This window comes from Streptomyces sp. NPDC051452 (assembly GCF_044454765.1).
Lineage (GTDB): Bacteria > Actinomycetota > Actinomycetes > Streptomycetales > Streptomycetaceae > Streptomyces.
The window spans coordinates 284,918-306,993 of the sequence record NZ_JBITEB010000002.1 but is presented as its reverse complement, the minus strand read 5'-3'; the positions used below and the strand labels follow the sequence as shown (position 1 = coordinate 306,993).

Below are 22,076 nucleotides of genomic sequence, written 5' to 3'. Positions count from 1 at the left end.
GCCCCGGCCGGAAGGGGGCGCCGGGGCGGCCGGGCGAACGGCTACCGGTCCCGGCCGCACGCGTAGGCCAGCGGCGAGATCAACTCCTCCGCGTCCGGCAGCCACCGGTTCGCCGGGGTCGGCCGGCACGCCCACTGCACGGCGCCCCGGGAGCCGAACCGGGTGGGCGGGGCGGCGACATGGCCCCCCTCCCCCAGGACGGCCAGGTCGAGGGACGACAGCGACCACCCCAGCTTCCGCACCAGGTCGGGGACCTTGGCGGCCGCGCCCGGCAGCACGAAGAAGCACATCCGGCGGTCGGGGCTCAGCGTGACCGGCCCGAGGGTCGACTCCAGCCGCTCCATCCGGGCCAGCGCCAGGAACCCGGCGCTCTCGGGAACGGACAGCGCGTCGAAGGTCCGCCCCGTGGGCAGCAGGATCGACGCCGTCGGCTGCTTCTGCCACATCCGGCGGGCGACGGTCGCGCTGCCGGTCGCCTGGGTCGCCCAGTCGGGGCGCGCGGGGTGCGCCCCCGGCGCAGGGCAGGAGGCGTCGCCACACGAGCAGCGCTGCGTCCCGTCGACCGCTTCCAGCCAGGTGCCCGGGAACACGTCCCAGTGCCGCTCCTCGGCGTAGCGTACGGCGGTCTCCAGCAGCGTTTCCCCGCGCTGCTGCGGAATCTGACCGGCAATCTGAGTGTTCTGGGCGCCCGCGATCGTCTCTTCCACGCCCCTCTCAACTCCCGGTGTCACCGGGGGTTACGGCCATAACGCGCGCGGGGGAGGAGCATCGCGCCCGCGATCGGGGCGCACGGATGCACACCCGGGGGCGCGCGGGAGGAAGCAGGACGCGAGGTGGGTAATCAGCGGTGGGGTGGCACCAGCCTTTACCCCGGCAAACCGCACATGTCGTGCATTGACGGTATGTCGGCTGGGCAGTGATCTTCCCGACCGGATCGTCTCGGCCGGAACCTCCCGACCGGAATTTCACGCTCCAGGGGATCGCAACGCAGGGGGTAAGCACATGGCCGCAAGGCCTCTCGTGGCGAGGCAGCCGAACGAACGGCTGCAGGCACTCATCCAGGAAGCGGGGTGCTCCAACGCCGGGCTGGCCCGGCGGGTCAACATGTGCGGCGCCGAGCACGGACTCGACCTGCGCTACGACAAGACGTCCGTGGCGCGCTGGCTGCGTGGCCAGCAGCCGCGGGGCCGGGCCCCGGCGATCATCGCCGAGGCGCTCGGACGCAAGCTCGGCCGTACGGTCACGATCGACGAGATCGGCATGGCCAACGGCAAGAACCTCGCCTCGGGTGTCGGTCTCCAGTTCTCGCCGACGGTACTGGGAGCCATCGAGCAGGTCTGCGAGCTGTGGCGCAGCGACGTGGGGCGCCGGGACTTCCTGTCCGGCTCCTCCGTCGCCGCCTCCGCGCTGGTCGAGCCCAGCCGGGACTGGCTGATCTCGGTGCCGGACGCCCAGGTGGCCCGGCAGGCGGGACCGCGGGTCGGTCTGTCCGACGTGGCCGCCGTACGGTCCATGACCCAGGCGCTGGTGGACCTCGACCACCAGTACGGCAGCGGGCATGTGCGCCCGGTCGTCGTGCACTACCTCAACAGTGTCGTCTCCGGGCTGCTCGCGGGGTCCTACCGGGAGGCGGTCGGGCGTGAACTGTTCGCCACCGTGGCGAGGTTGACCGAACTGGCCGGGTACATGGCCGTCGACACCGGCCAACCGGGCCTGGCCCAGCGGTACTACATCCAGTCGCTGCGGCTCGCACAGGCCGCCGGGGACCGCGGATACGGCGGCTATGTCCTTGCCGCCTCCATGAGCCATCTCGCCGCACAGCTCGGAAACCCGCGGGAGATCGCCCAGTTGGCGCGGGCCGCGCAGGAAGGGGCGCGGGGGCAGGTGACCCCGCGCGCGGAGGCGATGTTCCACGCGGCCGAGGCGCGCGGCCACGCCCTGCTCGGCGACGCGCGCGCGGCGCAGGCGGCCGGTGGCCGGGCGGTCGGCGCGATGGAGGCGGCGGACGCCTCGTCGGGCGACGACCCGGCGTGGATCGCTCACTTCGACGAAGCCTATCTGGCCGACGAGTTGGCGCACTGCCACCGTGATCTGGGGGAGGCGGAGACGGCGGCCCGGTACGCCGAGCAGTCACTGGCGGGGCATCCCGAGTCGCGGGCCCGCCGGCGCGCCATCGGGTATGTGCTGCTCGCCACGGCCCAGGTGCAGCAGCGCGAGATCGAACAGGCCTGTAGTACCGGCATGAAGGCGGTGGAACTGCTGGGGACGCTCCGCTCCAACCGGGGTGCGGAGTATCTGGAGGACCTTCAGCAACGGCTGGAGCCCTTCCGGGACGAGGCGGTGGTCAGGGAGTTCGGGGCGCGCCTCGAACTGCAGCCGGCCGCCTGAACACCGGCCCCGCGGACGGTGACGGTGAGGGGAACGGCACCCGGGTGTGCGCCGGGTGCCGTGATCAGCGCCTCGCGGGGCGGTTCTGTTACCGCTGTCACAGGGAAGAAGATCGCGCCCTGAGCTGCGTGGCACCCGGCTCGGGGGACCCGGTAGCGTGAGCCGACGATTCACAAGGTCCCCCATTGGTAGGAGTCCCGGTGACGCAGAGCGGACAGGGCGGCGAGGAGCCCTCGGCGCGGCCCGCGCACGAAGGCATCGTGCTGCCCTCCGACGGAGGCGAACCCCTGCTGCCGGGCATGACCGGCGCGCCCGCCTCCGCCACCCCGGCCGGCGGGCAGGCCTGGGGCGGTTCATGGGGCCCCGAGCGGCAGGCCCCCCAGCAGGACCAGGGCCAGGGCTGGGCCCCGGGCCCACTGCCGCCCGAGGGCGCCGCACCCTCGTACGGCGGCCAGGCGCCCGCGTACGGCTCCGGTGGCCAGGAACCGCAGTACGGCGGCTACGGCGACGGCCGGCAGCCCGCGTACGGCGCCTCGGACCCGTACCAGCAGCACCAGCAGCAGCACGAGCACCAGTCGCAGCAGCACCAGCACCAGCACCAGTCGCAGCAGCACCACCAGTCACCCCAGCAGCCTCAGGTACCGCAGCAGCACCAGGCGTACCCGGCGGCGGGCGCCCCGCTGCCGCCGACGGCCGACGCGGCCACCCAGTACATCCCACCGATCCCGGCCGTGCCGGGTGACGAGGGCGCCACCCAGTACCTCCCGCCCGTGCCGCCCGCGTCGACGGAGGGCGCCACCCAGTACCTCCCGCCGGTGGCGGCCGGTGCGCTGCCGCCGGAGTCGGCGGGCGAGCAGAGGCCCTACCCCGGTCGGACGCCGGGGCAGCCGGCGGCCGGACACTCCGACGCCGAGGCCACCCAGTACATCCCGCCCTACACCGGCCAGGCCCAGGGCGGCGACCGGCAGCCGCCGGCCGAGTTCGACAACCTCTTCCGCAGCGGCCCCGGGAACGACGAGGACCCGCCGGGTTCCACCCAGCAGCTCCCGCGCGTCCAGCAGCCGGACGCCTACGCCGCTCCGGCGCAGTCGCCGTACGGCTCCCCGCCCTCCTCGCACGCCCCGGCGCCCTCCCCCTACGGTTCGGGGCGGGACGACGAGGGGCGGCGCGGGGGCCGGTCGCGGGTGCCGCTGATCGCGGCCGTCGGGGTCGGCATCATCGTCCTCGGCGTGGGTGCCGGCGCGTTGCTCAGCGGCGGTGGTTCCAAGGGCCAGGCCGACGACGGCAAGACGGTCGCCGCCTCCTCCCCGGCCGCGCGGGACTCCGCCTCGCCGGCCGCCGACCCCGCCCGGCAGCAGGCCGTCGCGCTCGACAAGCTGCTCGCCGACAGCGGCAGCAGCCGTGCCTCGGTGATCCAGGCGGTGGCCGACGTCAAGCGGTGCGGCAACCTCGACCAGGCCGCCTCCAGCCTGCGCGGCGCGGCCAAGCAGCGCGGCCAGCTGGTCACCCGGCTCGGCGGGCTGTCCGTGGACAAACTGCCCTCCAGCGGTGATCTCACGGCCGCGCTGACCAAGGCGTGGCAGGCGTCAGCCGCGGCCGACAGCCACTACGCGGCGTGGGCCGACCAGACCAAGGGTGCCCACAAGAGCTGCCGGAAGGGCCACGCCCGCACCACCGGTGAGACCCAGGCCGGCAACCGGGAGAGCGGTACCGCCAGCGCGCAGAAGGCCAAGGCGGCGGGTCTGTGGAACGCGATCGCGAGGAAGTACGGGCTGACCCAGCGCCAGCCGACCCAGCTCTGACGCCCCGAGCCGTACGGCCACCGCACAGGGCGGCCGTACGGCTCGGCGCGGCACCGCCCCGGGTCACCGGGTCACTGCACGTCCGCGTCCTCGAGGGTCCGTGTCATGTCGGCGACCCCGTTGCTGCCGCCGATGCCCTCGCGGGCGGCGACCAGCTCGCCGCCCCGGACCACCTGGAGGGTCACGTTCGCGTTGACCAGCCGTGGGAAGCCCACGCCGGCGAGCTTGCCCTCGTACGGCCAGTGCAGGGTCGGGGTCAGGCCACCGGTGCGGACCCGCAGGCCGTCGTCGAGGGTGTGGCGCACGCTGTCGGCGCTCACCTCGCCGTCGCCGATCCTCTCCAGCACAGCCCGGAGCACGGTGTAGGCGATCCACGTCGTCTGCACTCCGGCGTCCGCGGGGTCGATGCGGTTGTCGCCGAAGGCCTCCTCGTTGATCACCTTCTTCATCGCGTCCCACCGCCCGTCCGACGCCGGCGGGTACCAGCCGGTGATGTACGCCCCCTCGTACGGCCCGGACGCCCCGCCCGTGGCGTTGATCACCGTCTGGTCGACGCTGCCGATCACGGTCGCCGTGCGCACCTTGGGAAACTCGTCCCGGGACCGCCGGAAGGAGTCCATGAAGGTGTCGGTGCGGTCGCCGAGCGCGGGTACCACGCAGCCCTCGCGCGTGAGGTCCTTGGTCGCGTAGCGCAGCGCCCGGCCGACCTGGCCGCTGTACTCGGTGGCGTCCTCGGCGGCCAGCTGGTCACCGGCGACGGCGTGCCGGCCCGCCTTCAGCCCCGAGTCGAGCATCGCGGGCAGCTCGTCGCCCGCGATGCTGTCGGGGCGCACCAGGGCCACGTTGCCGCAGTCGGCCGCGAGGGCCTGGCCCAGGCCCGCCAGCAGGGCGGGCTGGCCGCCGTTGACCGGGTACGACATCGAACCGGTGAACTCGTCGTTGGTGACGCCGTAGCCGCCTATGTAGGGGATGCCGGCGCCTTCCAGGGGGGCGAGGTAGGAGTCCCCGAACTGGCTGTAGGAGCCGACGACGGCGACCACGTTCTCGTCCGCCGCGCGCCGGGCGCACTTCGCCGCGCCCACGCTGTCGTTGTGGTCGTTGCAGGTCAGGACGTCCAGCCTGCGGCCGTGCACACCGCCGTGGGAGTTGATCCACTTCGCGTAGGCGCGGGCCATCGCGGGCATGCCGGGCTTGTTGGTGGCGTCGGTCTCCTGCGGCGCCCAGGTCATCACCTTCACCGAGGCGGCGGCCCCGGAGCCGGACGAGGTGCCGGGGACGACACCGCAGCCGGCGGTGAGCGACGCACACAGGGCCAGGGCGCCCGCCGCGAGTGCGGCGCCCCTGACGGGCCGGGGGAGTAAGGGAGCAAGGGTGCTGGTGCGTCGCCTGCCGGTCATGGACACACACGATTCCCTCACACCACTAACCCGAGAGTGACCCACCATCAACGAAAAGTGACGTCCGGGTGAATTGCGGGGGGCGGCGAGGCCCCCGTGACGAGGAACGTACGATCGATGACCGTGCAAGGTTCGGAGAACTCTTCCCGTCGCGGCCGTCGCTCCTCCACCATGGGCGGCATGCCCTTGAACGACATGCCGTGGTGGCGCTGGCGCAGCAACGTGCGCTCGGCGCTGCACATGCTCTCGGATCCGGTGTTCCAGCGCGACGTCTGGCTGGCCGGCGTCGACGGCTACGGCGACGTCACCGACGCGGTGTACCGGCTGGTGGAGGACACCTGGCTGGACAACTGGTCGGCGGAGAAGTACGTCGGCACGATATTCCGGGACTCCCAGGAGGCGGCGCTCGTCGACACCGCCGTACTGCGGGTGCTGCGGATCATGCACCAGGTCGGCCCGGACGCGCCGGTCGCGGTCTACCTGGACCACCACGGGTGGCCGGAGGCGGTGCGGGCGGCCCGGGACGCGCATCTGCGCCTCGCCGCGAGCGACGGTGACGACCCGGACGCCGTGCCCCGGACCCTGGACGTCCTGCGGATCATGACCAGGTCCGCTTAGCGGACGGCGGCCCGTGGCGCGGGGCCGGTGTGGGACCCTGTAGCGCATGAACGAGCAGTCCGCGGCCGCCGCCCCGGCCGACCAGTACGTCCTCACCCTCTCGTGCCCCGACAAAAAGGGCATCGTGCACGCCGTGTCCAGTTATCTGTTCATGACCGGCTGCAACATCGAGGACAGCCAGCAGTTCGGCGACCACGACACCGGTCTGTTCTTCATGCGGGTCCACTTCTCGGCCGAGGCGCCGGTGACGGTGGAGAAGCTGCGGGCGAGCTTCGCCGCGATCGGCGACTCCTTCCACATGGACTGGCAGATCAACCAGGCGGACGCGAAGATGCGCGTCCTGCTGATGGTCAGCAAGTTCGGGCACTGCCTGAACGACCTGCTGTTCCGGGCCCGGATCGGGGCACTCCCCGTGGAGATCGTGGGCGTGGTCTCCAACCACACCGATTTCGAGGAGCTGGTGGGCTCCTACAACATCCCCTTCCACCACATTCCGGTGACGAAGGACACCAGGGCGGAGGGCGAGGCGAAGCTGCTGGAGCTGGTGCGCGAGGAGAGCGTCGAACTGGTCGTCCTCGCCCGCTACATGCAGGTCCTCTCGGACGATCTGTGCAAGCGGCTCAGTGGCCGCGTCATCAACATCCACCACTCCTTCCTGCCGAGCTTCAAGGGCGCCAAGCCCTACCACCAGGCCCACGCCCGGGGCGTGAAGCTGATCGGCGCGACCGCGCACTACGTCACGGCGGACCTCGACGAGGGGCCGATCATCGAGCAGGAGGTCGAGCGGGTCGGCCACGACGTGACCCCGGACCAGCTGGTCGCCATCGGCCGCGACGTGGAGTGCCAGGCGCTGGCACGAGCGGTGAAGTGGCACGCGGAGCGCAGGATCCTGCTCAACGGCCGACGCACCGTGGTATTCGCCTGAGCGGTCCCGGGGCGTGCGTTGCCCCTCGGCCGCGGGCCTGTCGTGGCCGGTCGCGCAGTTCCCCGCGCCCCTGGGGGTGGGGCCACCGTGGTGTTCGCCTGAGCGGTCCCGGGGCTCGCGTTGTTCGTTGGCAGCGGGCCTGTCGTGGTCGGTCGCGCAGTTCCCCGCGCTCCTGGGGGTGGGCCGGTGGGGCGGCCGAAGGGGTGCGGGGGACTGTGTGAACGGTCTCCCGTCGGTTCTCCGGTCGGCGACCGAACCGGGTCTACTCGCTACATCCGGCTCAGTCCCGCCGCCGCGAACAGTACGGCCTTGATCGCCTCCCGGTCGCCGGACTGCCCTGCCGCCGCTTCCTCCGGCGGGATGTGGCCCGCCGCCAGTCGGCAGAACTCCACGCCGTCCAGGGCGACATGGGCCACCTCGAGGTCCGCGGAGCCCACCGCCGCCGGTGAGTCCAGCGGGATCAGCCACTCGCCGCCCGCCGCGCCCTCGATCTCCAGCCGCAGGCTGCGGCCGGGCGCGCCGGCGCTGACGAGGTGCGGGGTCGTGCCGGGCGCGGACAGCCCGGCGCGGCGCCGCTCGGCGAGCGCCACCGGCAGCATGCGCGCCGCGAGGTCGATCATCTGGTTCAGATGGCGTGGCGCGGGCGGCTCGTAGGGGTAGTCCACCGCCTCCGCGATGTCCTCCGCGTGCACCCAGCACTCGAAGGCGCGGTCCAGCATCGCGTCGTGCAGCGGCAGTTCGAAGGTGCCGTACGACACCCCGAGACCGCCCGAGTGGCTGCCCGTGAACGACACCGTGCGCACCAGGTTGTGGCTCTGCTCCCGCCAGGGCGCGCGCACCGAGCGCGTGGGCGGGAAGTGCGAGGCCCGCCAGAACGCCTCGGTGCGTCCGGCCGGCCCGGCGCCCTCGGCCGCCGCGGGGACCGCGACGAGCGGGTCCTCCAGGCCGAGCGCGGTCGCGATCAGCCCGTCCACCGACAGCAGATGGGCGATCACCCCGGCGACCGTCGTACGCCGGCTCGTGGGCGCGTCGGCGTCGAACCAGCGCAGCCGGACCGGCGCGTGCCACTCCGCGTCCCCGAAGTCCTGGAGCAGCGCGTCCAGGCGCGCGGTCTCGGCGTCGTACGGCGCGGCCCAGCCGGGTAGCGGGATGAGCGGCGGCCGGCGGTCCAGGCAGTTGGCCAGGACGCGGGTGCGCAGCCCCGGGTTCAGGTCGAGGCTCTCCGGCTGGTGCAGCAGTCCGACCGCCTCGCGCAGCCGGCGGGCCTCGTCGGCGCAGCTCCCGCAGGCGCCCAGGTGGTCCTCCACGGCGGCGGTCTCGGCCGCCGAGCAGGCGGCCAGTGCCCAGGCGCCGAGGAGCGACTTCAGGACATCGTGCGACAGGTCGAGCGGCACGGGCGCGGGCTCCCCCGGATCGGCGAGGTCGGGCGGCGAAAGCAGCGAAAGCCCGCTGTCCTCGACGGAGGCGCGGGGCAGCGGTATGCGCCGGGACCCGGCGGGCGCGGGGCCGCCGGTGCCGTGCGGCACCCCACCCGAACCGGTGTCCTCGCCCGGTCCGCCGTCCTCGCCGGGCGAAACGAACCGTCCCGCGCCGCTCACGCCGCTCCCCCGTACCCGGGAGGTGTCCCGGCGTCGTGGGCGGTGGACAGCAGTTGCAGTCCGAGGCGGAGCCGGCGGCGGGCCTCGTCCTCGGTGACGCCGAGGTCGCCGGCTGTCTGGCGGTAGTCGCGGCGCTGGAAGTAGGCCAGTTCGAGGGCCGCGCGCAGCGGGGCGGGCATCGAGTGGACGATGTAGTCGGCACGGGCGGCGACCGAGGCGCGGCGCACCTTGCGCTCCAGCTCCTCCGCCGAGCCGCCCCCGCGCGGCAACGCCGCGGTCTCGCTGTCGCGCAGCCGCTGCACGGCCAGCCGGTGGGTCACGGCGGCGACCCAGGAGCGCAGCGGCCCCTGCTTGGGGTCGTAGGTCTCGGGGTGTTCCCAGACATGGGCGAAGACATCACGGGTGACGGTGTCGGCGGCCCGCTCGTCCCCGAGGACGCGGTGGGCGAGGCTGTGGACGAGCGAGGCGAACCGGTCGTACAGCTCGCCGAGGGCGGCCGCCTCGCCGCGGGCCAGCCGCTGCTGCATCTTGCGGTCCCAGCGGGGCGGTACGTCCTTCTTCGCCATGTGGTCCCCTCCCCTCGCGCCTGTCCCGGCCCGGCCAGCCTGTCGGTGCCGTCCCCTCGAATGTAGTCGGCACCTGTGACAGTGCACGCCCCTTTGTGTCAATGTGCGCCCCCTGAAGCACCGCAGGTGATAGTGCCCTCTTCACGCAACCTTCACACAAAGCGCGCACATCCACGATCGAACAGGATCGGTAGTGACCAAAATAGGCCCGTTGTCGATCGCCGACGGTTTGTCCCGCGACGTTTCAGGGAACGGCCGCTGGGCAGCCGCGCGGAAAGAACCGTAGGAACTGCCTCCGTTTCCGGGCGGTTCCGGGAGGTCCGGCGAGCGGAGGGGCATGGCCGTGGCATTTCACGTGAACGGCGACGAACTGGGCGAGTGGGCCGTGCTCCGGGTCTCCGGGGAGCTGGACCTGATGACGTCGCCGCTGCTGCGCCAACGGGTGCACGACGTCGTCGCCGAGGGCCACCACAGTCTGGTGGTGGACCTCTCCGACGTGTTCTTCTGCGATTCCAGCGGGGTCGGCGTCCTGATCGCCGCCCGTCGGCTGATCCGCTCCTGCCAGGGCCGGCTGCGGCTGATCCTGCCGGACCGGGGCGCCGAGGACGGCTCGCACGTCAACCGGGTCCTCGGTGCGCTCGGCGTCCGCCGCCTCTTCGACGTCCACCCCGACCTGGACTCCGCGACCACGGACGAGGCGGGCCCCCTCTCGGCCTGACGATGCCACGCCGGGGTCGCGGAATTCCCCCGGTCCGGGCACAACCACCGGTTTCCCGCCGTCTGCCGGCCGCCCGCGTCGTACGCTCCCTGCCACAGCGACCCCTCCACAGGTAAGGCGGCCCGAACAGACATGGTCAGCACCGAGTACGAGCGCAGGATCGCCGCCCGGTTCGCCACCTTCGACCAGGACGGCAACGGATACATCGACCGCGAGGACTTCAGCGCGGCGGCCAAGGCGCTGCTCGCCGAGTTCGCCGTGACCGCCCGCTCCGACAAGGGGCAGGCGCTGTACGCCGGCGCGGAGGCCTTCTGGCAGGGCATGGCCGGCATCGCGGACCGGGACGGCGACCAGCGCATCACCCGCGCGGAGTTCGTCACCGGCGCGGTCAAGCGCCTGCGCGACAACCCCGACGGCTTCGCCGAGATCGCCCGCCCCTTCCTGCACGCGGCGCTGGCCGTGGCGGACCCGGACGGGGACGGCCGGCTCACCGTGAGCGACACCGCGCGGGTGCTGCGGGTCCTGCGGGTGCCGGAGAGCGTCGCCGAGGCGGCCGCGGGCGCCCTCGACGCCGACGGCGACGGCAGCGTCGCCGAGCAGGACATCGTCCCCGCCTTCGCCCGCTACTTCACCGTGCCCGAATAGCGCTCGCGCAACCGGTACTTGAGCACCTTGCGCAGGGTGTCGTTGCGGGGCAGCGCCGCCACCACCTCCAGGCGTTCCGGCAGCTTGTGCACGGACAGACCCGCCGAGCGGAGGTGGGAGACGATGCCCGCCAGGGTCAACTCGGGTGCGCCCGGCGGCTGTTCCACCACCGCGCAGACCAGCTCGCCGCGTTCGGGGTCCGGCAGGCCGATCACCGCCGCGTCCCCCACCGCAGGGTGCGCGGCGAGCAGGTCCTCGATCTCCCTGGCGGAGATGTTCTCGCCCTTGCGGATGATCACGTCCTTCAGTCGGCCGGTGAGGACCAGATGGCCGGAGTCCGTCAGCCGGCCCAGGTCGCCGGTGCGCAGGAAGCCGTCGGCGTCGAAGGCCGCCGCCGACTGCGCGGGGTCCAGATAGCCCTGGCAGACGGCCTCGCCGCGCAGCCGCACTTCCCCGTCGACGATCCGGATCTCCATGTCCCGCGGTGGCCGCCCCTCGGTCGTGGCGAGGTGCTCGGCGCTGTCCTCCGGGTCGCCCATGGTGATCATGGGGACCTCGGTCATGCCGTAGCCGTGGGTGAGCTGGACGTCCATCTCGCGGACCACCGCGTGGTACAGCTCCGGCGGCTTGGGGGCGCCGCCGCCCGCGAGAAGCCGCAGGGAGGGGATCACCTTCTCGCCGGGACGCTTGCGCTGCTCGGCCAGGAACATGGAGTAGAAGGCCGTGGAGCCGCCGGCCACCGTCACCCCGTGCCGCCGGTACTCCGCCAGCGCGCCGGGCAGCGCGAAGTGCTCGAACAGCACCGCCGGGATGCCGTGCAGCAGGAGCATGACGGTGTAGTCGGGGCCGGCTATGTGGGCGTAGGGGAAGGCCATCGAACCGACGTCGGACGGTGTCAGCCGCAGCGCGTGGGCGAGGCAGGAGCCGGCCGCGATCAGTGAACGGTCGCTGTGCAGCACGCCCTTGGGGTCGGAGGTGGTGCCCGAGGTCCAGTAGATCCAGCGGACCGAGGTGCCCTCGGCGGGCGGCGCGGGCAGCACGGCCGGGTCGCCGTCCGGGAGGCGGTCGTACGCCTCGAAGACCCCCTCGGCGCCCAGACGGCGGGCCATCTCCGTGTGGTCGTGGCCCCGCCACACACCCGGGACCGCGAAGAACTCCGCCCTCGACTCCCTCAGTGCGAAGCCGACCTCCCGGTCCCGGTAGAAGGGGATGACGGGGGACTGTACGGCGCCCAGGCGGGCCAGCGCGAAGGAGAGCAGGACCGTCTCGATCCGGGTGGGCAGCTGCCAGGCGACCACCGTGCCGGGGCGCACGCCCATGCCGTACAGGCCGGCGGCGACGCGTTCGGCGCGCTCGCGCAGGGCGCCGAAGGTGAGCCGGCGCCCGCCCTGGAGCAGGACCGGGAGGTCGGGGGAGAGCCCGGCCCGGCGGACGAGCAGGTCCCACAGGGTGCGGGCGGAACTCAGGGAGTGCGGGGTCTCGTTCACGGATGCCCCCTCCTTGGCTGACGGCTCGTCAGGTGACATGCTATCTGACGCACCATCAGATAAGTACCGTCCGGCGGAGGGGACCCATGGCGACCGAACTGCCCCGCATCATCAGCGTCGACGACCACGTGATCGAGCCGGCGCACCTCTTCGAGACCTGGCTGCCGGCCCGGTACCGGGACCGGGGACCCCGGCCGCTGACCGCGGGCATCGGGGAACTGGCCTACGTCGCCGGCAAGTACCAGATCACCATGGACCCGCAGGGGCAGCCGACGGACTGGTGGATCTACGAGGACCTGAAGTTCCCGTACAAGCGGAACATCGCCGCCGTCGGCTTCGACCGGGACGAGATGACGCTGGAGGGGATCACCCGGGAGCAGATGCGGCGCGGCTGCTGGGACCCCAAGGCCCGCCTGGCGGACATGGACCTCAACCACGTCGAGGCCAGTCTCTGCTTCCCGACCTTCCCGCGCTTTTGCGGGCAGACCTTCGCCGAGGCGCACGACAAGGAGGTCGCCCTCGCCTGTGTACGCGCCTACAACGACTGGATGGTGGAGGAGTGGTGCGGGGACAGCGGGGGCCGGCTGATCCCGCTGTGCCTGATCCCGCTGTGGGACGTGGACCTGGCCGTCGCCGAGATCCGGCGCAACGCCGGGCGCGGGGTGCGGGCCGTCACCTTCTCCGAGATCCCCACCCACCTGGGGCTCCCCTCGATCCACTCCGGCTACTGGGACCCGTTCTTCGCCGTCTGCCAGGAGACCGCAACGGTCGTCAACATGCACATCGGCAGCAGCTCCCAGATGCCGGCCGCCTCGCCGGACGCGCCGCCCGCCGTGCAGGCCTCGCTCAGCTTCAACAACGCGATGGCCTCGATGATGGACTACCTCTTCAGCGGGGTCCTGGTGAGGTTCCCGCGGCTCACCCTCGCCTACTCCGAGGGCCAGATGGGCTGGGTGCCGTACGCCCTGGAGCGCGCCGACGACGTGTGGGAGGAGCACCGGGCCTGGGGCGGGGTGCGCGACCTGGTCCCCGAGCCGCCGTCGACGTACTACTACCGGCAGATCTTCTGCTGCTTCTTCCGCGACAAGCACGGCGTCGCCTCGATCGACGCCGTGGGCCGCGACAACGCCACCTTCGAGACCGACTACCCGCACGTCGACTCGACCTTCCCGCACACCAGGGAGGTCGCCCTGGACCACGTCAAGGGCCTCGACGACGAGACGGTCCACAAGCTCATGCGGGGCAACGCCATCCGCATGCTGGGCCTGGACCTGGACCGGGACCTCGACCGGCGGCGCGGGTGATGGACCTCTCCCGCACACCGCAGGAGGAGGAGTTCCGGGCCCGGCTGCGGGAGTGGCTCGGCAAGGCGCTGCCCACCCTGCCGGCCCGGCCCTCGCCCGACGACTGGCCCGGCCGCCGCGCCTACGACCTCGGCTGGCAGCGCATGCTGTACGACGCCGGGTACGCCGACGTCCACTGGGACGCCTCCCCGACCACGCGGCTGATCTTCCTGGAGGAGACCGAGAGGGCGGGCGCGCCCTACGTCGGGGCCAACTTCGTCGGGCTGCTGCACGCCGGGCCCACCATCGCCGCCGAGGGCACCCCCGGGCAGCGGGCGCGCTGGCTGTCGCCGATCCTGCGCGGTGAGGAGGTCTGGTGCCAGGGGTTCAGCGAGCCCGGCGCCGGCTCCGACCTGGCCGCGCTGCGCACGCGCGCTCGGCGCGACGGCGACCACTACGTGGTGACCGGGTCCAAGATCTGGACCTCGCACGCCGAGGTCGCCGACTGGTGCGAACTGCTGGTTCGCACCGACCCGGACGCGCCCCGGCACCGGGGCATCACCTGGCTCGCCCTGCCGATGGACGCGGACGGCGTCACCGTTCGGCCGCTGCGCACGCTCGCCGGGTCGGCCGAGTTCGCCGAGGTGTTCCTCGACGAGGTGCGGGTGCCGGTCGCCAACCGGGTCGGCGCGGAGAACGACGGCTGGCGGGTGACCATGGTGACCCTCTCCTTCGAGCGCGGCACGGCCTTCGTCGGGGAGGTCGTCGCCTGCCGCCGCACCCTCGCCGAGCTGGCCCGGACGGCACGCGACAACGGCCGCTGGGACGACGCCGTGCTGCGCCGCCGCCTCGGCCGGCTCGACGCCGAGTTCCGGGCGCTGTGGCGGCTGGTGCAGTGGAACGTGAGCGAGGCGGAGGCGAGCGGCGGGGTGCCGGGGACCGGGGGCTCGGTCTTCAAGCTGCGCTACTCCCACGCCCGCCAGGAGCTGTACGACGCGGCCGCCGAGGTCCTCGGTCCGCAGGGCCTCGATCTGGACCGCCCCTGGGTGCTGGAGCGGCTGTCCGCCCTGTCGTACACGATCGCCGCCGGCACCTCGCAGATCCAGCGCGACATCGTGGCCGAGCGCATCCTCGGCCTGCCCAGGCGATGACGGCCATGTCCGCCGCCGGCCTGGCCCGAAAGCCCCGGTCCGCCCGAAGGAGCCGAGCGTGCGATTCCAACTCGACGAGGGTCAGCGCGCGTTGCGGGCCGGCGTGCGGGAGCTGCTGGAGCGGTGCTTCGGCCGGGAGCAGCTGCGGACGGCCGTCGACGCGCCGGGCCGGATCGACCGGGCCCTGTGGCGGGCGCTGGGCACGGCGGGGTTCTTCGCCCTGCGGCTGCCGGAGGCGGACGGCGGGGTCGGACTGGGTCTGCCCGAGGCGGTGCTGGCCTTCGAGGAGGCGGGCCGGGCCCTGCTCCCGGGGCCGCTCGTGGCCACCCACCTGGCGGCCGGCTCCGTGCCCGGCGCCGCCGCCGGGGAGACGGTCGTGACGGCCGTGGACGGTCCGCTGGTGGAGTGGCTGGAGGCGGCCGACGTGGTCCTCGGGGACGCCGGCGGTGCCCTGCCGCTGCGGTCGGTGGACCCGCTCACGCCCCTGCACCGGGTGCCGGGTGCCGTGGCCGGTGCGCCCGAGGATCCCGTGGCCTGCCTCCTCGGCGCCGCCGAGCAGCTCGGCACGGCCGTCCGGGTGTGCGAACTGGCCGTGCAACACGCCCGGACGCGTGAGCAGTTCGGCCGGCCGATCGGGGCCTTCCAGGCCGTCAAACACCTGTGCGCGGACCTGCTGGTGCGCAACGAGACCGCCCGCGTCGCCGTCTACGCCGCCGCCGTGACCGCCGACGACGCCGACATCGCCGCCGCCCGGCTGCTCGCCGATGAGGCCGCCGTGCGCGGGGCCCGTGACTGCCTCCAGGTGCACGGCGGCATGGGGTTCACCTGGGAGGCGGACGTACATCTGCATCTGAAGCGGGCCTGGGTGCGGGCCCGGCGCGGTGGCGGGAGCGCGGTGAGCGAGGAGCTTCTGGCCGCGCGGCTGGCCCGCTGACCGGCCGCCGGGCCCGCCCTCCCGCCACCCGAAAAGCAATGGCCCAAGATGTCACGGATCGTGGCGCCTTGGAATCACGGAGCGTCGATACCGGGTTGTGTCCCTTTCGCGACTCGTCACGGCCTGGAGTCGGGGGCCCGCTCCGGTACCTTGTGTGGGATGCGAGTGGCTGCGAGCACGGGCCGTGCCGGTGGCGCCCCTGGGGTGATGCCGGTCCGCGCGGTGCGCGCCGCTGTTCGCGGGGCGGTCAGGGCCTGTGTCGCCGCCTGTTCGACTCCCCGACGCGAGCGTCGCACAGTATGCCTCACGCGTACTCCTTCGCGCTGGAATATGCCCGAAGCGCTTGTTGGGGTGACTGTACGTCAACCATGCTGTCGCGTAAGGGAATCACGTTCCGTGACCCTTGCTCTGGCCGTTGTCCTGGCCATGCAGAAAATGGCTACGATCGTGGCCCTCGTCGTGCCGCTCGTCACGGCTCGCGCCGTGTCGCCGGGGTGGCGTCGGTTCATGTGTCCGCCGGTTCGGATGGTGTGAGCGGTGCAGGTGCTTCAAGTGCAGCTGGAGATCCGGCCCGACCCCGCGGAGGTGGGACGGGCCAGGAGGTGGGCCCGCTCGCGGCTCGCCGGGTCTGGGATAGGGGCCGACGAGCCGTTGGCCGAGACCCTGATCCTGCTCGTCTCCGAGCTGGTGACCAACGCCGTGGTGCACACCGGCCGGCCGGCCGTGCTGCGGCTCTCCCTGCCGGACCCGGCGACCCGTGCCGCGCCCTCGGCCCCGGTGCGCGTGGAGGTGGCCGACACCAGCTCCCGCGCCCCCGTGCCGCGGTGCGCCGGCGACGAGGCGACCGGCGGCCGCGGCCTGGCGCTCGTGGACTGCCTGGCCGACCGCTGGGGCTGGAGTGCCGAGGGCGCGGGCAAGAGCATCTGGTGCGAACTGGACCGCTGCGCGAAGCCCGGTGAGAGCGCGGCGATGGCGTACGGGTGCGGACTGTCCGCTTACGAGGGACTGGCCTTCGAGGCCGTGTAGACCCCCGGTGCGCGGATGCGCCGGGGGTGCACCCGTGCGCGGGCGCCGTGCCCGGGACGTACGCGACATATCACCGTTCCGGCGTTGACGACTCGTCCTGGCCTGATCACGCTGGTGGGCGTCGATTCGCCGCGAGGGGACGGCGAGGGCCCGGATGACGGCGGTCCTCGTCGAGTGTGGGTCGTAGCGGTCGGTGGCGCGTGCGCACAGCGGTGGGGGGAGCGCGCCACCGACCGGCGCCGCGGACCCCGCGGCGGGCGCGGGCGCCTCACAGGATCGCCACCGGCGCCACCGGCGTCCCCGTCGCGCCGACGAACGGCTCCGGCATCGCCGACAGCAGGAACGCGTACCGCCCCTCTTCTCCACAGGCTGTGGACAACTCTTCGAGATTCCAGTTCTGGCCCTGCGGCATCCCCATCTCCACCAGGTCCAGGGCGTGCACGGGCAGCCACAGGTCCTCGATCTCGGGCGGGAAGATCTCGAAGGTGAGCGTGTCGTTCGCGACCGCCGCCACATCGCGCGCGTGGAACCACTCCGGGCAGCGCACGGAGAGACCCGGTGACGGATAGCCGTACCCGTGCCGGTCCCCGGACAGGTACACCCGCAGCTGGCCGGTGCGCACGAGCACGATGTCCCCGGGGCGCACCCGGACCCCGCCGAACTCCTCCGCGGCCCGCAGGTCCTCCGGCGTCACCGCGTGCCCGCCCTCCAGCCGGTCGGTGCCCCGCGCCCGGGCCACGTCCAGCAGCACCCCGCGCGAGACGATGTGCCGGGCCTTGTCGATGCCGCCGAACCCGGCGCCCCCGTGCGCGGTGACCGTGTGCGCCGGCCGGCCGTTGTAGAGCGTGCCCGAGTGCGAGACGTGGGTGAGCGCGTCCCAGTGGGTGCCCGCCTGCAGCCCCATGGTCACCGCGTCGTCGCTGCACGCGACCGTGCCGGGGCCGAACAGCTCCTGGTTGATCTGCACCATCACGTGCAGCGGATTGACCCTGCCCGGGATCACCCCGGTCTGCACCCCGTCCTGGCTCAGCGGCAGCGCCAGCGGCACGCGGCGGCCGGAGCGCACCTCGGCGGCCGCCCGGCGCACCACCTCGTCGGTGATGAGGTTCAGCGTGCCGATCTCGTCGTCGGTGCCCCAGCGCCCCCAGTTGTTCACGCGCCCGGCGATCTCGTGGAACTCCTCGGGCAGTGCCATCCGGTTCCTCCCCGGGGGTTGTGTCCGCGCGTCCTGCGCGCCATAAAATCTAACGGACCGTCAGAAACCGCGGGAAGGGGCCGGGTGTGGGGAACTTCTTGGCAGGCAAGGTGGTCGCCGTGACCGGCGCCGGACGCGGCATCGGACGGGCCGTCGCGCTCGCCGCGGCGGCCGCGGGCGCGAAGGTCGTCGTCAACGACTACGGGGTCTCCACCGACGGCACCGCACCGGCCGCCGAGGTCGCCGAGTCGGTCGTCAAGGAGGTCGAGGCGGCGGGCGGCGAGGCCGTCGCGGTCGCCGACGACATCTCCACGATGGCCGGCGGGCAGCGGGTGGTGGACACGGCCCTGGACTCGTACGGCCGCCTCGACGGGGTCGTGTGCGTGGCGGGCATCCTGCGCGAACGCATGCTGTTCAACATGACCGAGCGGGAGTGGGACCCGGTCCTCGCCACCCATCTCAAGGGCACGTTCACCGTCTTCCGGGCCGCCTCCGCCGTCATGCGCGCCCAGAAGTGCGGCACCCTCATCGGCTTCACCAGCGGCAACCACCAGGGCTCGGTCTCCCAGGCCAACTACAGCGCGGCCAAGGGCGGCGTCATCTCGCTGGTGCGCAGCGCCGCGCTGGGCCTGCACAAGTACGGGGTGACCGCGAACGCCGTGGCCCCGGTGGCCCGGACGCGGATGTCGGCGAACGTGCCGACGGAGCTGAGCGAGATCGGCGAGCCGGAGGACGTCGCCGCGCTGGTGGTCTACCTGCTGTCCGACCGGGCGAAGGAGCACGGGGTCACCGGGCAGGTGTACACGGTCGCCGGACCCAAGATCGCGGTGTGGGCCCAGCCGCGCGAACTGCGCGCCCTGTACGGCGAGGGGACCTGGACACCGGAGCGGATCGCGCAGTCGCTGCCGGGGTCGGTCGGCGTGGACCCGATGCCGATGCTCGCCCGGCTCGCGGCGATGGAGGAGGCGGCGCGCAGCGGATCCCGGCCGAACGCCGGCTAGGAACCGTCTGACAATTCGCGTCTGCCGCGCGATGCCATGCGCGCACCGCGGAACGGTTCACGGGCCGGCGACCGCCGGCCCGGTGGTGACGGGCACTCGATCCAAGGCGGATGGCATGGACTTCGGGTTCAGCGAAGAGGACGAGGCGTTCCGCGTCGAGGCTCGCGCCTGGCTGGCCGCGCACGCCGGCACGGACACCGGGGGGCGCGCCTGGGAACGGACCCTGGGCAAGGCCGGCTGGATCGGCCTCGGCTGGCCGGAGGCGGGGTACGGCAACCGGACCGCCGGCCTCACCCGGCAGGTCGCCTGGGCGGAGGAGTACGCCCGCTCGTCCGCGCCCCCGCGCTCGGGGCACATCGGCGAGAACCTGCTCGCCCCCACCCTGCTCGCCCACGGCACCGACGCGCACAAGGCCCGTTTCCTGCCCCCGATCGCGGCCGGCGAGGAACTGTGGTGCCAGGGCTACAGCGAACCGGGCGCCGGTTCCGACCTCGCCGGCGTCCGCACGGTGGCGGTGCCCGACGGCCCGCACTACCGGATCACCGGGCAGAAGACCTGGACCTCGCTGGCCCGGGACGCCGACTGGTGTTTCGTGCTTGCCCGCACCGACCCGGACTCCCGCCGCCACCACGGGCTGGGCTTCCTGCTCGTCCCGATGGACCAGCCGGGTCGCGTCGAGGTCCGCCCGATCCGCCAGCTGACCGGCACCAGCGACTTCAACGAGGTCTTCTTCGACGGGGCGTACGCGCGCGCCGAGCACCTCGTCGGCGGCGCGGGAGAGGGCTGGCGGGTGGCGATGAGCCTGCTCGGCTTCGAACGCGGCGTGTCCACCCTGGCCCAGCAGATCGGGTTCGCCGAGGAGCTGGCCCGGGTGGTGCGGGCGGCGAGGGCGAGCGGGGCCGTGCACGACCCGGTCGTGCGCGCGCGGCTCGTCCGGCAGTGGGCCGAGCTGCGGACCATGCGCTGGAACGCCCTGCGCACCCTCGGCGGCCTCGCCGACCCGGGCGCGCCCAGCGTGGCCAAGCTGCTGTGGGCGGGCTGGCACCAGCGGCTGGGCGAGCTGGCGGTACAGGTGCGGGGCGCGGCGGCCACGGCCGGGCCGGCGGACTGGTCGCCCGCCGCGCCGTACGAACTCGACGCGGCCCAGCACCTGTTCCTCTTCTCCCGGGCCGACACCGTCTACGGCGGCTCGGACCAGGTCCAGCGCGGAATCGTCGCCGAGCGCGTGCTCGGTCTGCCCAGAGAGCCCAAGGGGGCTGTGTGATGCGTGGCGTGGTGTTCGACGGCGGCGAGGTCCTGGTGGTGGACGACCTGGCGGTGCGCGAGCCGGGGCCCGGCGAGGTGCTGGTGGCGATAGCGGCGGCCGGGCTGTGCCACAGCGACCTGTCCGTGGTGGACGGCACCATCCCCTTCCCGGTGCCGGTGGTGCTGGGCCACGAGGGCGCGGGGGTGGTCGAGGCGGTGGGGGCCGGGGTCACGCATGTCGCGCCCGGCGACCACGTGGCGCTGTCCACGCTCGCGAACTGCGGCACCTGCGCCGACTGCGACCGGGGGCGGCCGACGATGTGCCGGCGGGCGATCGGACGCCCGGGCACGCCGTTCACCCGGGGCGGGGCGCCGGTGTACCAGTTCGCCGCCAACTCGGCCTTCGCCGAACGCACGGTCGTCAAGGCCGTACAGGCGGTGCGGATCCCCGCGGACATCCCGCCGGCGTCCGCCGCGCTGATCGGGTGCGGAGTGCTCACCGGCGTGGGGGCGGTGCTGAACCGGGCCCGGGTGGAGCGCGGGGACAGTCTCGTCGTGATCGGTACGGGCGGGATCGGACTGAACGTGCTCCAGGGCGCGCGACTCGCGGGCGCCCTGCGGATCGTGGCCGTGGACAGCAATCCGGCCAAGGCGGCGGTGGCCCGGCGGTTCGGCGCGACCGACTTCCTGACCTCGGTGGACGCCGTGCGGGACCTCCTGCCCACGGGGGCCGACCACGCCTTCGAGTGCGTCGGCCGCGTGGAGCTGATCCGTGCCGCCATCGACCTCCTCGACCGGCACGGCCAGGCCGTCCTGCTCGGCGTGCCGCCCGCCACGGCCGAGGCGTCCTTCCTGGTCTCCTCGCTCTACCTGGACAAGTCCGTCCTCGGCTGCCGCTACGGCTCCTCGCGCCCCCAGGCCGACATCGCCCTGTACGCCGAGCTGTACCGGGAGGGCCGGCTGCTGCTCGACGAGCTGGTGACGGCCGTCTATCCCGTGGAGGACTTCGCCAAGGCCCGCGCGGAGGCGGAGGCGGGCCGGGTGGCGCGGGCGGTGCTCACCTTCTGACCGCACGGGTCCCCGGCCCCGTTCGCCGCCGTCCGGAAGGTCCGCCGGTAGGCCGTGGGGGTCACCCCGAGCGCCTGCTGGAGATGCTGGCGCATCGACTGGGCCGTGCCGAAGCCGGCCTCGCGGGCCACCTGGTCCATGGTCAGGTCGCTGGACTCCAGGAGGTGGCGGGCGCGTTCCACCCGCTGCCGGGAGAGCCACCGGCCGGGGCTCACGCCGACCTCCTCGCGGAACCGGCGGGTGAAGGTGCGCACCGACATGGCCTCCTGCTCGGCCATGTCCCGCAGCTGGATCGGCTCGTGCAGACGGTCCAGCGCCCAGGCGCGGGCCGCGGTGGTGGTGGCCAACTGCGGGTCGGGTACCGGGCGTTCGATGTACTGGGCCTGGCCGCCGTCGCGGTGCGGTGGTACGACCGTACGCCGGGCCACCTCGTTGGCGACCGCCGTGCCGAAGTCGCGGCGCACCATGTGCAGGCACAGGTCGATCCCCGCGGCGACCCCGGCCGAGGTGAGCACGTCACCGTCGTCGACGAACAGCACGTCCGCGTCGACCCGGACCCGCGGGAACATCCGCTGGAAGCGCACGGCGTCGGCCCAGTGCGTGGTCGCCGGGCGGCCGTCGAGAAAGCCCGCGGCGGCGAGGACGTAGGCACCGGTGCAGATGGAGGCCAGCCGGGTGCCGGGGCGGACCCGGGCGAGCGCTCGGGCCAGTTCGCCGGTGAGCCGGCCCTCCTCGAAGACCGGTCCCAGCTCGTACGACGCCGGGACGATCACCGTGTCGGCGTCCGCCAGCGCCTCCGGGCCGTGCGCGACGTGCAGGGCGAAGTCGGCGTCCGTCTCGACCGGGCCGGGCGGCCGGACGGAGCAGGTGACCACCTCGTACAGCCGCCGCCCCCGCGCGTCCGTCGGACGGCCGAAGATGCGGTGCGGGATGCCCAGCTCGAAGGGCAGCAGCCCGTCGAGGGCCAGGACGACGACCCGGTGCGGACGGAACCCCTCGGTGAGAGCCATGGCCCGATCCTAACGAATG

At 73.3% G+C, this 22,076-nt stretch carries 20 protein-coding genes; 13 read left to right on the top strand and 7 right to left on the bottom strand.

What is annotated here, in order from left to right; genetic code table 11:
- Positions 1-41: 41 nt before the first annotated feature.
- Positions 42-707 (bottom strand): bifunctional DNA primase/polymerase, encoded by a 666-nt coding sequence (locus ACIBA9_RS06640; RefSeq protein WP_399360266.1) that lies wholly within the window; start codon positions 705-707, stop codon positions 42-44.
- A 295-nt stretch (positions 708-1,002) separates the two neighbouring features.
- Between ACIBA9_RS06640 and ACIBA9_RS06635 the strand changes: the two genes are divergently transcribed.
- Positions 1,003-2,388, top strand: a complete 1,386-nt coding sequence (locus ACIBA9_RS06635; protein ID WP_399360264.1) for a transcriptional regulator — start codon at positions 1,003-1,005, stop codon at positions 2,386-2,388.
- A 200-nt stretch (positions 2,389-2,588) separates the two neighbouring features.
- Positions 2,589-4,190 (top strand): hypothetical protein, encoded by a 1,602-nt coding sequence (locus ACIBA9_RS06630; protein WP_399360262.1) that lies wholly within the window; start codon positions 2,589-2,591, stop codon positions 4,188-4,190.
- 71 nt (positions 4,191-4,261) lie between these two features.
- Here ACIBA9_RS06630 and ACIBA9_RS06625 read toward each other — a convergent pair whose 3' ends face one another.
- Positions 4,262-5,587: an ABC transporter substrate-binding protein gene (locus tag ACIBA9_RS06625; protein ID WP_399360260.1), complete on the bottom strand. Its 1,326-nt coding sequence runs from the start codon at positions 5,585-5,587 to the stop codon at positions 4,262-4,264.
- Between the two features lie 117 nt (positions 5,588-5,704).
- Between ACIBA9_RS06625 and ACIBA9_RS06620 the strand changes: the two genes are divergently transcribed.
- Together ACIBA9_RS06620 and purU are read left to right on the top strand one after the other, a co-directional pair.
- Positions 5,705-6,205 (top strand): hypothetical protein, encoded by a 501-nt coding sequence (locus ACIBA9_RS06620; protein ID WP_362158567.1) that lies wholly within the window; start codon positions 5,705-5,707, stop codon positions 6,203-6,205.
- Positions 6,206-6,251: 46 nt separating this feature from the next.
- A complete protein-coding gene (gene purU / locus ACIBA9_RS06615) occupies positions 6,252-7,130 on the top strand; it encodes a formyltetrahydrofolate deformylase (RefSeq protein ID WP_399360258.1) in 879 nt (292 codons plus the stop codon).
- Between the two features lie 269 nt (positions 7,131-7,399).
- On the opposite strand, the gene ACIBA9_RS06610 is transcribed toward purU, so the two are convergent.
- Positions 7,400-8,728, bottom strand: coding sequence for a maleylpyruvate isomerase N-terminal domain-containing protein (locus tag ACIBA9_RS06610; RefSeq protein ID WP_399360256.1), 1,329 nt, complete (start codon positions 8,726-8,728; stop codon positions 7,400-7,402).
- Positions 8,725-9,294 carry a sigma-70 family RNA polymerase sigma factor gene (locus ACIBA9_RS06605; RefSeq protein WP_399360254.1) on the bottom strand — a complete coding sequence of 190 codons (570 nt, stop codon included), beginning with the start codon at positions 9,292-9,294 and terminating at the stop codon, positions 8,725-8,727. The genes ACIBA9_RS06610 and ACIBA9_RS06605 overlap by 4 nt, the downstream gene beginning before the upstream one ends.
- Before the next feature lie 337 nt (positions 9,295-9,631).
- On the opposite strand from ACIBA9_RS06605, the gene ACIBA9_RS06600 reads away from it, so the two are divergent.
- Complete coding sequence (locus tag ACIBA9_RS06600; protein ID WP_362158558.1) at positions 9,632-10,012, top strand: STAS domain-containing protein; 381 nt, start codon at positions 9,632-9,634, stop codon at positions 10,010-10,012.
- Between the two features lie 132 nt (positions 10,013-10,144).
- Entirely contained in the window at positions 10,145-10,657 is a 513-nt protein-coding gene (locus tag ACIBA9_RS06595; RefSeq protein WP_393900799.1) for an EF-hand domain-containing protein, read from the top strand.
- Here the strand turns inward: ACIBA9_RS06595 and ACIBA9_RS06590 are convergent.
- A complete protein-coding gene (locus tag ACIBA9_RS06590) occupies positions 10,636-12,183 on the bottom strand; it encodes a class I adenylate-forming enzyme family protein (protein WP_399360251.1) in 1,548 nt (515 codons plus the stop codon). The genes ACIBA9_RS06595 and ACIBA9_RS06590 overlap by 22 nt on opposite strands.
- 47 nt (positions 12,184-12,230) lie before the next feature.
- On the opposite strand from ACIBA9_RS06590, the gene ACIBA9_RS06585 reads away from it, so the two are divergent.
- The 4 genes from ACIBA9_RS06585 to ACIBA9_RS06570 all read left to right on the top strand — a co-directional run bounded on the left by ACIBA9_RS06585 (position 12,231) and on the right by ACIBA9_RS06570 (position 16,538).
- The gene (locus tag ACIBA9_RS06585) at positions 12,231-13,448 is read left to right on the top strand and encodes an amidohydrolase family protein (protein WP_399360249.1); all 1,218 of its coding nucleotides are present in this window, start codon (positions 12,231-12,233) and stop codon (positions 13,446-13,448) included.
- Positions 13,448-14,578 carry an acyl-CoA dehydrogenase family protein gene (locus tag ACIBA9_RS06580; RefSeq protein WP_399360247.1) on the top strand — a complete coding sequence of 377 codons (1,131 nt, stop codon included), beginning with the start codon at positions 13,448-13,450 and terminating at the stop codon, positions 14,576-14,578. The genes ACIBA9_RS06585 and ACIBA9_RS06580 overlap by 1 nt, the downstream gene beginning before the upstream one ends.
- 58 nt (positions 14,579-14,636) lie before the next feature.
- Positions 14,637-15,512 (top strand): acyl-CoA dehydrogenase family protein, encoded by an 876-nt coding sequence (locus ACIBA9_RS06575; protein WP_399360245.1) that lies wholly within the window; start codon positions 14,637-14,639, stop codon positions 15,510-15,512.
- A gap of 552 nt (positions 15,513-16,064) precedes the next feature.
- On the top strand, positions 16,065-16,538 hold the full coding sequence (locus tag ACIBA9_RS06570) for an ATP-binding protein (RefSeq protein ID WP_362158828.1): 474 nt from the start codon (positions 16,065-16,067) through the stop codon (positions 16,536-16,538).
- 268 nt (positions 16,539-16,806) lie between these two features.
- Here ACIBA9_RS06570 and ACIBA9_RS06565 read toward each other — a convergent pair whose 3' ends face one another.
- Entirely contained in the window at positions 16,807-17,733 is a 927-nt protein-coding gene (locus tag ACIBA9_RS06565; protein ID WP_362158541.1) for a cyclase family protein, read from the bottom strand.
- An 86-nt stretch (positions 17,734-17,819) separates the two neighbouring features.
- Here ACIBA9_RS06565 and ACIBA9_RS06560 point away from each other — a divergent pair, with 86 nt between their 5' ends.
- From ACIBA9_RS06560 to ACIBA9_RS06550, 3 genes are all read left to right on the top strand, one after another.
- Positions 17,820-18,734 (top strand): SDR family NAD(P)-dependent oxidoreductase, encoded by a 915-nt coding sequence (locus ACIBA9_RS06560; protein ID WP_399360243.1) that lies wholly within the window; start codon positions 17,820-17,822, stop codon positions 18,732-18,734.
- Between the two features lie 115 nt (positions 18,735-18,849).
- Complete coding sequence (locus ACIBA9_RS06555; RefSeq protein ID WP_399360241.1) at positions 18,850-19,998, top strand: acyl-CoA dehydrogenase family protein; 1,149 nt, start codon at positions 18,850-18,852, stop codon at positions 19,996-19,998.
- Positions 19,998-21,047: a Zn-dependent alcohol dehydrogenase gene (locus tag ACIBA9_RS06550; RefSeq protein WP_399360239.1), complete on the top strand. Its 1,050-nt coding sequence runs from the start codon at positions 19,998-20,000 to the stop codon at positions 21,045-21,047. Before ACIBA9_RS06555 ends, ACIBA9_RS06550 begins: the two co-directional genes overlap by 1 nt.
- Here ACIBA9_RS06550 and ACIBA9_RS06545 read toward each other — a convergent pair.
- Positions 20,969-22,057, bottom strand: a complete 1,089-nt coding sequence (locus ACIBA9_RS06545; protein WP_399360237.1) for a GlxA family transcriptional regulator — start codon at positions 22,055-22,057, stop codon at positions 20,969-20,971. The two genes, ACIBA9_RS06550 and ACIBA9_RS06545, sit on opposite strands and share 79 nt — an antisense overlap.
- Positions 22,058-22,076 lie beyond the last annotated feature (19 nt).